Origin of the sequence: Sphingobacterium puteale, from assembly GCF_003627955.1 — a bacterium.
Lineage (GTDB): Bacteria > Bacteroidota > Bacteroidia > Sphingobacteriales > Sphingobacteriaceae > Sphingobacterium > Sphingobacterium puteale.
On sequence record NZ_RBWS01000004.1, the window covers coordinates 36334 to 49527 of the forward strand.

Below are 13194 nucleotides of genomic sequence, written 5' to 3' on the forward strand. Positions count from 1 at the left end.
TTTTTTGTTTAGTTAGTTGATTCTGTTAAATAAGTGTTCCGGGATCTCCCATTTGATGGGGTTTACTTCTTTGACCGGATCGTAACTCAAAATCTCAGGGTATTCATTTCGTTCGAGCTTATCAACAATATTTTCCAAAATAAGCCTTATTTCCGGCCAATCTTCCGCATATAATGTCATGCTCGAATATCTCTCAAGTAGCCAATAGAGCATCAGAGCAATTGCTTTGTCACAATATTTATGTCCGATTACACATTGATATACGTCGAATTCGCGATGTTTTAATAAGGCCGCAATGTTGTACAATTCAACAGTGCTGTCGCTCCGGATGATCTGATTGATCAGATGTTCTCCAAACCAGCTATGTACTTCCTTTTCTTCTAAATAAATATAAGGTTCCTCTCCGTGACTTGCTTGCAAAACAACATTCGGTATTTTAGGAGCTTGTGCAATTTTTTCAGCGGGATCGTAGCTGATAGCTGTTTTGAGATAAAACTCTTTCTCAAAATTATTTATAACCGTTTTTATAATGTCAAAGTTTTCGTCAGTTCCTTTCCTTGTTTTCCAGCTTCGACGAATAGCTTCAAAAGGATAGTTATTCCAGAAGATCATAAGGGCGGTGGCCTCACTACAAAATGGGCTTTCAACGATCCATTGTTGGATGTAGAAAAAACATTGTGTCGCTAATTTATGAAGTTCATAGGGGGTGGATAACAACTGGAATTCTTCAAATTCCATGTGGCGATAGGGATCTTCTGTTTCCATTCTTGTTGGGTGTATCTTATAGTGATTTTGCTTTAACTTATTTTCAGCTGTTCGCTTGTTTCGGGCAACAGCATGATTTGGTAGATCACATCATCTCGCTGAAGCGATAAATGATTTTGTCAGGATCTTCTAAAATAGGAAAAATTCCTGGATATTAATTGAGAGCTCGGGCAGCCTAGAGTTTTTGTGAATAAGGGGGATGATGGCAATGGGAACGCAGGGACAGGCAATTAACATATGGTAGCTTTTATTGCCCTTATTAGGGAGAGATTTTACAGGGATGGAAAATAACTGAGCATACGAAGGCCAGTAAAAATACTTGGATTGAATAGGATGTTAAAAAACTTAAAAAATGTCAATTTTATGGGGGTGTAAATTGTTGAAAATTAAAAATAATGGCATCTTTGTAAAAGTTTATTCAAAGAAAAAATGATTCAATTCCTAAAGGAAAGTACTTTTGCCGTAAATGAAGTTTTTAATAGGTCGTTGGAGCTCCTGAAAAAGCATTACTTTTCGGTTGCTGGCTTGTGTTTTTTACTGTTTGTAACCTCTGGTTTATCTAATTTTTTGGCCACGACGATCAGTGATTTTAATGTGGTGCTGAGTGGTTTTATGGCCTTCTTTTTTATGGTAATGTATTTTGGACTGAATCTTACTTTGTTTAAATATATCCTTAATCTCATAGATGGTAACGAGGATAAAAAATTGATCCATTGCATACCAAGTTCAAAAGAATTAGCTTATTTTTTCGGCGCAATGCTGAGTATCATGGTGATGTCTATTGCGTTATTGATGCTATTGGGGGCAGTGTCGCTTCCATTTTTATATTTATTTGAAAATGGTGAAAATCGCGCAGAAATCATGGGTAAATTCACCGTCTTTGTGGTTTTTGTAGCTGCAATATTGACTTTTATTTTGATTATTCGTGTTGCATTTTACCCTTTCTTTATCATTGATAAACATGCGGGCACCTTTAAGTCACTACGCTTTAGTTTTGCGTTGACCAAAGGAAATGTATTCAAATTATTATTGATCCTGGCGGTATTTGCTTTTTTTCAATTATTGCAGATGTATTTTAATTATTTAGAATATTACATAATTTTTATTATTTTGAACATTGTGAGCTCATTCTTAGTGGTACCTTTGGCCTGTATTGTTGTCTCGGTTGCTTACCGGGAAATGATGTCGGACTACCACGGTGGAGAGGATCCGAAGATTTTGAATAATATATTTTAATAAAGAGAGAAGGTTTTGAGTAAAAAAGGAATTGCCATTTTAGGGGCAACGGGTAGTGTCGGTACACAAGCCTTGGATGTTATTAGAGCCTTTTCGGATAAGTTTGAGGCAGTTGTTCTGACTTGCGGCAGCAATGGCGAATTATTGATCAAACAAGCCTTAGAGTTTAAACCAAAATCGGTCGTTGTGACCGATCCGATCCAATACAAAAAAGTTAAAGAAGCCTTAGCATCTCAGGAGACAGCTGTATTATACGGCGAAGAGGGCCTGATCGAAGCGGTACAATATGCCGAAATCGCTATTGTTTTAAATGCGATTGTTGGTTCTGCAGGATTAAAACCTACGGTAACGGCCATCCGATCTGGGAAAGATATTGCCCTGGCCAATAAGGAGACCCTTGTGGTCGCAGGGGAGCTGATCATGGCCCTGGTCAAAGAATATGGTGTCCATATGTTGCCTGTAGATTCCGAACATTCGGCAATCTTTCAATGTCTGGTCGGTGAGGAGCAAAACCCCATTGAAAAAATTTATGTGACGGCATCTGGTGGTCCTTTTCGTGGAAGAAAGCGGGACGAGCTGCTGCAGGTAACGAAAGCACAGGCCTTAAAACATCCCAATTGGTCTATGGGAGCAAAAATTACGATAGATTCCGCTTCATTGATGAATAAGGGATTGGAAGTAATCGAAGCAAAATGGCTTTTCGATCTTGCCATTGATCAGGTAGATGTTATCGTACATCCTCAGTCAATCGTGCACTCCCTGGTCCAATTCAAAGATGGTTCCATGAAAGCACAAATGGGTGTACCGGATATGAAGTTGCCTATTCAATACGCATTGACTTATCCTGCCCGATTTGAAAATAATTTCGAACGGTTCAATTTTATGGACTATCCAACGCTTCATTTTGAAAAAGCGGACATGGAAACGTTTCGTAACTTGGCACTGGCTTACGCAACTCTTCGTGCCGGCGGAAATAAATCCTGTATACTGAACGCCGCTAATGAGGTCGTTGTAGGCGCTTTTTTAGACGATAAAATTGGTTTTCTGGAAATGAGCGATGTAATCGAACGTACCTTGGATAAAGTGGAATTTATAGCCAATCCGACACTTGAAGACTATTTGGAAACTGATCGGTTGGCGCGGTTAATAACAAAAGAAATAATCAAAGATTAAATATAGAAAGCATACATGGGTGTTTTAATTATGGTCGGACAAGTGATTTTAGGCTTGTCAATTTTAATTGTTCTACATGAGTTAGGACATTTTTTAGCAGCACGTGCATTTGGCATTAAAGTGGAGAAATTCTATTTGTTCTTTGATGCATGGGGAGTGAAGTTGTTCAAATTCAATTATAAAGGCTGTGAGTATGGTATAGGCTGGTTGCCTTTGGGTGGCTATGTAAAAATTGCCGGTATGATTGACGAGTCAATGGATACAGAACAATTGAAGGGCGAGCCACAACCTTGGGAATTCCGCTCCAAACCGGCATGGCAACGTCTGATTGTGATGTTGGGCGGTATTATTGTCAATATTGTCGTAGGTGTTCTTGTCTTTTGGATGTTGACCTTCAAAATGGGCAATACAGATGTCAAAATGGATCAATTGGTAAATGGTATCGTACCGGGATCTATCGGTGAATCTATCGGTCTGAAGGCCGGTGATAAAGTAGTCGCAATAGATGGGCAACGCGTTGAAAATTACTCCGAGTTAATCAGTTCGAAAGTATTGATGGGGGGGGTGGCTCTCACGGTAGAACGTGATGGCGCGACAACAGAAATCAAGGTTCCGGCAGACCTATTGAATACCTTGTCCGATAAAAAGGGGGAAAAGTTTATTGAGCCTCGTTTTAAAACAACAAGTGTCGCACAGGTGGCTCCGGGATCGGTGGCAAGCAAAATGGGCTTCATTAAAGGAGATAGTATTGTTGCCCTAAATGAGACTCCGGTACCTTTCTTTGATCAATTTAGAACGTTAGTTAAAGCAAATATCAACAAGCCTGTTGTCATTAAAGTAATCCGTTCAGGAGCGGAGGTTTCTCTACAAGGAAATGTACCTGCGGATGCCATGTTAGGTATCAGTGTCAACCATGACAATTCGATTAAGTCGTTTACAACGCATTATACCCTTATGGAGGCTTTTCCGATCGGTGCTAAGAAAGCATTTACAGTGATTACAGATAATGCCAAAGGATTCGGTAAAATTTTCAAAGGCGAAGTCCGTGCTGATAAAGCACTGTCCGGGCCTATCGGTATTGCCACATTGTTTGGTACCGAAGTGGACTGGATCCGTTTCTGGTCTTTGGTCGGGATGCTTTCAATGGCTCTTGCATTTATGAATTTATTGCCTATTCCGGCATTGGATGGTGGTCACGTGCTGTTTTTACTGATCGAAATGATACAGGGGAAACCACTGAGTGAAAAATTTCTTGAAAAAGCACAAATGGTCGGATTCTTTATTCTTTTGGGCCTGATGGTGTTCATTTTCGGAAATGATATTTTTAAGTTGTTCAAATAGATTAAATGACGTGTAGCTGTGATGGAACACCATCATTAAGATGGTATTCCGAGCGATTTTGTTGTAATAAGCCAAGATACATTAGTCGCTGACGTATATTGCTGAAAATAAAAAATATAGGCCATGATGATCACTTCGAGGCCCCCCGGCTTATATAGGGGAGGAAAAAAAATAAATAATTCAACAAAAATAGGGGAGTTTTCTTTTGGAAAACTCCTTTTTTATTTCTTACATTTGACCATGGACGGAAGAAATAGAGCGGACGTAAAACCAGGAATGCTGGTCAATATTATTTTGAAAAAAGACCAACGCAGCGGCAATCTCACAGAAGGCATTGTAAAGGATTTACTGACATCCTCATCTTATCATTCAAGAGGGATAAAAGTAAGACTGACGGACGGCCAGGTGGGGCGAGTGGCTGAAATTATAGCGGATGACTTTTAATGGTATCATGTTGTCGTGAAATTAAATCTTCGACTAATCCAAATGAGTTAGACTTATTGTCTAATCAACATTTTACTACCTAATGATGTTCTTATTATTCGAGCTAATTGAATTTAATGGAAGAGCTGTTGTGCACTTTTTTAATAAGATTTGCATATTAACATAATTTTTACTAACTTCTTACCAAATTTTTTATTTTTATCACATATTTATAGAATTTTATTATATTAATTAGTTGAATGACATCTTTTTCGAATGGATACCAAAAGCAAATGTAAGATTGTCTACGCAGATGATGCGATGATCCATCATGTCATGATGAAGGCAATGGCCCAATCCCATTCATTGGAAATAATTTATTGCGCTGCTAATGGTAGAGATCTGATCGAGTATTTGACTGAACATAAAAACGCGCTCCCTGAGGTATGTATATTGGATCTGCACATGCCCATCTTAAATGGCATTGAAACTGCGAAGATAGTCAGGGAAAAGTTCCCCACCATTCGTATTTTTGGCCTTACCTCGAGCAGTGATGAGAGTGAACGCCTTGAAATGCTGGCGGGGGGAGCGGAGCAGATTTTTTCGAAGGAGGAGATGTCCGTATTGTTGAAGCAACTTAGCTAAAAAATAAAAAGCCTAACATTCGTTAGGCTTTTTCGCTATTTTCCAGTGCTTCTTTAAACTTTAAGAGCCTGACCCATGAAGGGCATTTGCTCAGGTCTTTTTTCCATAATCCAACATGGATAAAACTTGTGCTGATAAATCGCTCCACATCAAATACTTGCATATCTTGTTGTATTTCCAGTGATTTGGGCAAGTCCCGCGACCGAAAATATTCTTGTAATTCCTCTGGTGTCATAATACAAAAATAGAGTTTTAAATCATTATCTCCAACCACCACCTAAAGATCGGTAAAGATCTAAGAATCCATCCAGATGTTGCTGGCGCAATTCGACGAGATCTAAGTCGCTATCCAGGGCATTGCTTTGGGCGGTGATGACTTCCAGGTACGTTGCATACCCGCTTTTGAAGAGTAAGTTTGCATTTTTTACAGCAAGATGTGCATTGTCCACTCTTTTTCTTGCTAGTTCAAGCTGTTCCCGTTGCTTGTCTACTGTTACTACAGCATTGGAGACTTCGGCAACGGCTTCAACCACTTTCTGTTGGAACTGGATTTCGGCCTTATCCCGTTCCAGTTTCGCAACTTCATATTGTGTTTTTAATGTTTTGTTCTTGAATATAGGTGTGGTCAGATTGCCAGTGATACCACCTAATAAGGCTCCGGGAATATTGAACCAGTTTCGGGGAAGCATCGCATTTACACCGAATACACCGCCTATATTGAACGAAGGATAGCGCATAGCCTGCTGAATATTGGCGTTCGCATTGGCGGCCATCAGCTGAAACTCGGAGGAGCGGATATCCGGTCGATTTCGTATGATTTCGACAGGTGAACCTAAGGATATCTCTTTGCTTTCCGCAAAGAGATGTTCGTATGAAGTCCCGCGCTTGATGCTGTCGGGTAGTTTTCCCGTTAATGTCTGAAGGGCATTCTCCTGAATAACAATCTGCTTTTCCAATTCTGGTACCAGTGAGGCTGCTAGCAGACGCTGGGACTCTGTTTGCTGGATAGCAAGTGCAGTGATCTCTCCAGCGGTGTATTGGAGCTTGATCATGCGCAATGTGCTGTCGTTCAGCTGAACATTACGTTTGGCTACTTCGATCTTAGCATCTAACATCAGCAGGTTGAAATAGCCTTTGGCGACAGACGTAATGATATTGGTCTGAATCGCATTTTTGGCTTCTTGTGTGTCCAGATACTCAGCTAAAAGCTGCTCTTGTTTGCTGCTGATCTTTTTCCAGATATCTATTTCCCAGCTGAAATTGATGTCAGAGCCAAACTGGGATTGGTAGACAAACCTATTTTCGGGCGCTTTTTCACCTTTGCGGTCATAATACTTTGTCAAGGGGCCACTTCCAAAATCTTTCGATCGCCAGGTACGGCTTCCATTGGCTATGGTGGCACCTACACTTGGTAAATAATTTGATTTATTCTGTGCTAGAAGGTTGTTGGAGATCTGCAGATTCAGCAGTGCTGTTTTCATCTCAAAATTGTTAGCAAGCGCTGAATCGATCAGCATCTTGAGTGTGGGATCATGGAAAAAGGTTTTCCAATGGATCAGCCCCATACTTGAGGTATCTCCAAAAAAATCCAATGTATCGCCACGGAAGGTACTGGGTAGTTGTAATTTGGGCTGAACATAATCTTTACCGATTTTACAGGCATTCATCGAAATTAGTAGCCCCGTAGCTAGACATAGCGCTGAAATGTATTTTTTTATGTTCTTCATTCTTCTTCTTCTTTAGCGAGTTTATTCTGTAATTTTTCATCCAGACCTTTGAAAACCACAAATAGTACCGGAATAATAAAGATGCCGAAGGCAACACCAAATAACATTCCCCCTGCAGCACTGAAGCTAATGGAGTGATTACCAATGGCCGATGGGCCAACCGTCCACATCAGCGGAACCAGACCCGCTACAAATGCGAGACTGGTCATCAGGATCGGTCTCAACCGCAGTTTCGACCCACTGATCGCTGCTTCCACGATACTTTTTCCATTTTTGCGTTCCTGAACGGCAAATTCTACAATGAGGATTGCGTTTTTAGCCAGCAGACCGATCAGCATGATCAAACCAACCTGTACATAGATGTTATTCTGTAAGCCGACAAGATTGATCACTGAAAAAACACCGATCAGGCCAACAGGTATGGACAGCAAAACCGCCCAGGGCAGGATATAGCTTTCATACTGTGCCGAAAGCAAAAAGTAAACAAATAAGATACTCAAAACAAAGATCAGAATGGTCTGAGAGCCGGATTGGCTCTCTTCGTAACTCATTCCCGTCCATTCAAAGCCATAATTTCCGGGTAACTTTTCGTCCGCCAGCTTTTGGATGGCCTGCATGGCATCGTCGGTACTAAAGCCTTCGGCCGGTGTGATATTGACCGCAATGGCGTTGTATAAATTGTAACGGGTAATAGTTTCAGGACCGACGGTTTTTTCTAATGTCAAAATGGTATTGATGGGTACCATCTCGCCCTTGTTGTTCCGTACGAAAATTGAATTGAAAGATTCCGGATCTTTCCGGAAATCAAAATCGGACTGCACGTATACGCGGTATTGCCGGCCAAAGCGATTGAAGTCACTGGCCTGTACACGCGCAAAGTAGGAACGGATCGTAGACATCAGATCTTTGATCTCAACACCGAGTGATTTCGCTTTTACGGCATCAATGTTTACCTCATATTGTGGGAAATTGGATTTGAAACTGGTGTAGGCACTACGGATTTCAGAACGCGTATTCAGCTGACTGATAAAGGTATCGGCAATGGTGTTAAAATCTCTGACGTCTCCTCCCATACGGTCTTGAAGAACCATTTCAATACCCGCAAAATCACCAAATCCCTGTACTGTTGGTCTCGGGAATACTGTAAATGTAGCCTCATTTATCTGTGCCAAGTCGTTTCTTATGGTATCCATAAAAGCATTGATATCTTTAATGTGCTTACGTTTGGCATGCGGTTTAAGGATAATGTAACCTGCGGCAAAGGCAGGGCTTGAACTACCGTCCAGTGCATTGAAGCCAGATACAGTGGTCATGCCTTCGATATCTTTTCTCTTTTTCAATATACTGTCAGCACGACGGAGTACTTCTGTGGTACGGCTTAACGAAGCCCCGGGAGGCAGGGCGATGTTATAGGTGATAAAACCGTCATCTTCGGTCGGAATAAAACTCTTCGGTGTTCTGATCATCAAAGTTACACCGATCGAAGTAACCAATATCAGGCCTATCCAAGCTATTTTTTTATGATTGATCAACAACTGTACAATGGTTACGTATCGGGCCGTCAGACGATCAAAAGACGTATTGAATGCTTTAAAGAAACGATCTTTGAACTGGTTGATTCTTGACTTTTGCTCGTCTTCTTGTTGATGCTTTGGTACCTTTAGTAATAGCGCGCATAGGGCAGGACTCAATGTCAGTGCATTCAGCGCCGAAATCAAGATCGCTGTTGCCAGCGTGTACGCAAATTGTCGGTAAAAGATACCCGCAGGTCCTTCCATAAAACCGACCGGTAAAAATACTGCCGCCATGACCATAGTAATTGAGAGGATTGCGCCCGTAATTTCTGACATGGTCGACAATGTTGCAGCTTTGGGTTTTAGTCCCGTACTGTGCATCTTTTCATGGATAGCTTCAACAACAACGATTGCATCATCCACGACAATACCGATAGCCAGCACCAAGGCAAACATCGTCAATACATTGAGCGAGAAACCAAAGAGCTGTAGGAAAAAGAAAGTACCGATCAAAGAGACAGGTATGGCAATCGCCGGAATTAAGGTGGATCTAAAATCTTGTAAAAATATAAAAACAATGATAAAAACCAGGATAAAGGCTTCGAAGAGAGTATGTTCAACCTGATTGATGGATTCATCAATCTGGTCACGCACGGAATAAGTCACCTCATAATGTAATCCTTTTGGGAATGTCTTGGCTTGTTCTTCGAGCACTTTTCGAACGGCTATGTCGATATCGTGGGCATTGGAACCACTGGTTTGCGTCAGATTAAGGGTTAATCCAGGGTGACCGTTGACCTTATTGTCGCTACTGAGATTGGTGGCGCCAAATTCTACCCGCGCTACATCCTTGAGGTAGAGGACCGACCCGTCGTTGTTTGTCTTGATGACGATACTTTGAAATTCTTCGGGTGTCGTAAAACGTCCTTTATGCCGAATGACGGTTTCAAATGCCTCGTCGGAAGTCTCCCCAAATTTACCGGGAGCAATCTCAAAGTTTTGATCTTTGATGGCATCCATAATGTCCTGGGGAACCAAGTTATATAGGGCCAGCTTTTCAGGGTTCAGCCAGAGCCGCATGGCATAATCCCTTGCACCGAGCCGGGATACCTGTGCGACACCGTCTACACGTAATAGGGGCCGCATCAGATTGATCTGCGCGTAGGCCTGCAGAAAGGTCTCGTCATAGGCTTTATCCTGATGATCTGAATAGAGGTTGATGGTCATGATGACACCCGTCTGACGAGGCATAACGGTAATCCCAGCCTCGTTTACTTCAGCAGGAATGGAACTGATGGCTTTGGAGATACGGGTCTGCACATTGACAGAGGCAATATCCGGATTGGTTCCGGTCTTAAAATAGACAGAAACGCTTCCCGAACCGGAATTGGAGGCGGACGACTTAATATAGGTCATATCTTCGACGCCATTAATAGCCTCTTCAATGGGAAGCAGTACACTTTTCGCCACGGTCTCCGCATTGGCACCTGGATAACTCAGTGATACGAGGACACTCGGCGGTGCGATTTCGGGAAATCGGGAGACAGGGAGCAATTTTAATCCCACCAAGCCCAATATGACTAAAATAATAGAAATGACTGTCGCTAAGACAGGTCTATTTATAAAGGTTTTTAACATATATAAGAATTTTAGACATACCTCAGGCAGACCTGAAAAAGGATTGCCGTAAATACGTAAAAACGTGCGCTAATTATTTTTGTGGAATAGGGGCTACGGTTGAGCCATCTGTTAGTTTATCAAATCCGCTGGTAATAACACGGTCGTTTTCCTTGAGACCGGAGTACACAATGTAATTGCCCTTACTTTTACCGGAAAGCTGGATATTGCGGCGTTGCGCTTTATTATTTTGATCCAATATGTAAACAAAGGTTTTATCCTGCAATTCATTGATCGCAATCTGCGGAATCTGGAGTACATCTTTTTTTACTTCGGCAATTTTTAATGTACCGCTGCTTCCCGAACGTAGGATGTTATCCCGGTTCTGAAAAGTCGCACGTAAAGAGATCGCCCCTGTAGTTCTGTTGATCTGTCCATTGACAGCGTCAACAACTCCTTTGATAGGATATTCTTCGCCATCAGCGAGAACGAGTGTAACCTGGGGAAATACCAGTTTTTGGTTTTGGTTGTATTTCTTACCTTCAATGCTGTCTTTTTTTGCCTGTGCCTTTGAAAAGTAAAGGAAGTCGGATTCATTCATGGAGAAATAAACATAGACTTCCTGGATATCGGAAAGGTAGGTGAGGGGTTCCTTGTCACCTTTGGAAACCAAATTACCGATACGTTTTGGAATACGTCCGATATAACCGCTTACAGGAGCGGTGATAATGGTAAAGTCTTTGCTGATCTGTGCCGAACGTACAGCAGCAATGGCCTGATCTAGGGTGGCCTTGGCGACCTGATAGTCAGATTTTGCGGAGGCCAGCTTTACCTCTGAAATGACATCATTTTGAACCAATGGTTTCAAACGGTCCACTTCGAGTTGTGCATTTTTAAGTTTGGCCCGTGCAACCTGCTCCGTTGCGACCATATTGTTTAGGTTTTCTTGATAAGTAGAAGGGTCTACTTTGAATAGTTTTTGTCCTTTTTGCACAAAAGAACCTTCGTCAACATAGATTTCCTGCAGTAAACCTTCAACCTGGGGTCTCACTTCAACATTCACTTTTCCTTCAATGGTACCTAAATAATCCTTGATTGTGGTAGCATCTGACTTGACAACAGTATAAACTGGTAGTGCTACAGGCTTTTCTCTGTTATTATTTTCTTTAGAAGAACTTGAAGAACAACTTACCTGGGTGGTTAAGACCGAACAAATCAATAAGGAGACGCTGAAAATAGATAATGTTTTTTTCTTCACAATGCTTGATTAAATTTATGATATATGTGCTATTTGTAATATTACTATTACAAGTTATAACGCCAAATAGTTTAATTATTGTGCAAATTAACATTTGTTAACGTTTCAATTTATAGTTAATAACAGGTCAGTTAATAATCAAATATGCTGTTTATTAGTTTTAAGTTGCTGTTTTTCAGAGAGTATTGGTTAGCGGTATAACTAATATATTGCGAACGGTAAATTGATCTTGCTACTGATCATTCAACTTTTACGGAAGGGATTCGGATGATTGGCTATTAAAAGAAATGGTAGATTTTTAATGAATACAAACATGCTTCGGAGGCGATTAATCTGGCTGTGTGAAGCCCATATTGAAAATAATGAGCCCGATATCGGGCTCATTATTTTTAATCATCAATTTTTATTCTTTTCCGATTTTCAGGATGTTTTTGGAGACCGAACTCCTTATCCTTTGGGAGAATCTATTTGCAGTCAATTTTCTTTCTATTGAAACGCTTAAAATTTAAGGTGTTTCACAGTCAGTCCGTTATTAATAAGCTGTTTCAGGGCATCAATACCTATACTGATATGTGCTTCGACATACTTAGCTGTAACCGTGACGTCGCTGACAGAAGTTTTGACTCCTTCCGGAACCATCGGCTGGTCAGAAACCAACAGTAAAGCGCCTGTTGGAATTTTGTTGGCAAAACCGACGCTAAATATTGTTGCTGTTTCCATATCGACACACATGGCGCGGATAGATTTCAGGTATTTTTTGAACGCTTTGTCATGCTCCCAGACTCTTCTATTGGTGGTATATACGGTTCCTGTCCAATAGTCGCGTTGATGATCACGGATTGTTGTGGATATCGCTTTCTGCATGGCGAAGGCCGGTAGCGAGGGCACTTCGGGTGGAAAGTAATCGTTCGATGTTCCTTCACCACGGATAGCCGCAATCGGGAGGATCAGTTCGCCTACTGGGATTTTCTTTTTGATACCGCCGGTTTTGCCTAAAAATAGAACGGCCTTAGGGGCAATGGCGGATAACAGATCCATGATCGTTGCGGCCATTGGGCTGCCCATCCCAAAGTTGATAATGGTGATGCCGCCAGCAGTGACAGATTGCATGGGTTTGTCCTCGCCATAGATCGGAGCGTTGTCATGCATTTCCGAAAACAGGTGGATATATTTTGAAAAATTTGTCAATAGGATATATTCTCCAAACTCTTCCAGCGGTCTTCCGGTATAACGCGGAAGCCAGTTGTTTACGATTTCTTCTTTGGTTTTTAAACCTGGGGTTATCGGGCTATTTACCGTATTTTTTGTACTTTTCTTTGTCATAGTCATCAAATTTTTATTTCACGAATCTCTTATCTGTCTGTCAACATTCCGTTATGGCTATGTTATTATTGTAATATAAGATTTTTAATTCTTTTTTTATTATGCTTTAGCTTGTTTAAGCGCTTTTTATTCACGGATTTCAATATGGATAGGGGCGTTATTAAATTCAGTG

The 13194-nt window shown here is 41.2% G+C and carries 11 protein-coding genes; 5 read left to right on the forward strand and 6 right to left on the reverse strand.

All coding sequences use genetic code 11. The annotated features are described in order from the left end of the window. Positions 1–12 precede the first annotated feature (12 nt). On the reverse strand, positions 13–765 hold the full coding sequence (locus D7322_RS04190; protein ID WP_121121618.1) for a hypothetical protein: 753 nt from the start codon (positions 763–765) through the stop codon (positions 13–15). Between the two features lie 429 nt (positions 766–1194). On the opposite strand from D7322_RS04190, the gene D7322_RS04195 reads away from it, so the two are divergent. The 5 genes from D7322_RS04195 to D7322_RS04215 all read left to right on the forward strand — a co-directional run bounded on the left by D7322_RS04195 (position 1195) and on the right by D7322_RS04215 (position 5583). After that, a complete protein-coding gene (locus D7322_RS04195; protein WP_121121620.1) occupies positions 1195–2001 on the forward strand; it encodes a beta-carotene 15,15'-monooxygenase in 807 nt (268 codons plus the stop codon). Between the two features lie 15 nt (positions 2002–2016). Further along, positions 2017–3174 (forward strand): 1-deoxy-D-xylulose-5-phosphate reductoisomerase, encoded by a 1158-nt coding sequence (locus D7322_RS04200; RefSeq protein WP_121121622.1) that lies wholly within the window; start codon positions 2017–2019, stop codon positions 3172–3174. A 15-nt stretch (positions 3175–3189) separates the two neighbouring features. Further along, the gene (gene rseP / locus D7322_RS04205) at positions 3190–4515 is read left to right on the forward strand and encodes an RIP metalloprotease RseP (RefSeq protein WP_121121624.1); all 1326 of its coding nucleotides are present in this window, start codon (positions 3190–3192) and stop codon (positions 4513–4515) included. Between the two features lie 240 nt (positions 4516–4755). Continuing rightward, positions 4756–4959, forward strand: a complete 204-nt coding sequence (locus D7322_RS04210) for a YwbE family protein (RefSeq protein ID WP_121122101.1) — start codon at positions 4756–4758, stop codon at positions 4957–4959. 255 nt (positions 4960–5214) lie between these two features. Beyond that, entirely contained in the window at positions 5215–5583 is a 369-nt protein-coding gene (locus tag D7322_RS04215) for a response regulator (protein WP_121121626.1), read from the forward strand. 22 nt (positions 5584–5605) lie between these two features. Here D7322_RS04215 and D7322_RS04220 read toward each other — a convergent pair whose 3' ends face one another. The 5 genes from D7322_RS04220 to D7322_RS04240 all read right to left on the reverse strand — a co-directional run bounded on the left by D7322_RS04220 (position 5606) and on the right by D7322_RS04240 (position 13022). Beyond that, entirely contained in the window at positions 5606–5818 is a 213-nt protein-coding gene (locus D7322_RS04220; protein WP_121121628.1) for a DUF6965 family protein, read from the reverse strand. 25 nt (positions 5819–5843) lie between these two features. Further along, complete coding sequence (locus D7322_RS04225) at positions 5844–7310, reverse strand: efflux transporter outer membrane subunit (RefSeq protein WP_121121630.1); 1467 nt, start codon at positions 7308–7310, stop codon at positions 5844–5846. After that, positions 7307–10462, reverse strand: coding sequence for an efflux RND transporter permease subunit (locus D7322_RS04230; RefSeq protein ID WP_121121632.1), 3156 nt, complete (start codon positions 10460–10462; stop codon positions 7307–7309). Before D7322_RS04230 ends, D7322_RS04225 begins: the two co-directional genes overlap by 4 nt. A 73-nt stretch (positions 10463–10535) precedes the next feature. Then, complete coding sequence (locus D7322_RS04235; protein WP_245971249.1) at positions 10536–11699, reverse strand: efflux RND transporter periplasmic adaptor subunit; 1164 nt, start codon at positions 11697–11699, stop codon at positions 10536–10538. A 498-nt stretch (positions 11700–12197) separates the two neighbouring features. Next, on the reverse strand, positions 12198–13022 hold the full coding sequence (locus D7322_RS04240) for an AMP nucleosidase (protein WP_104382493.1): 825 nt from the start codon (positions 13020–13022) through the stop codon (positions 12198–12200). Between the last annotated feature and the right edge of the window lie 172 nt (positions 13023–13194).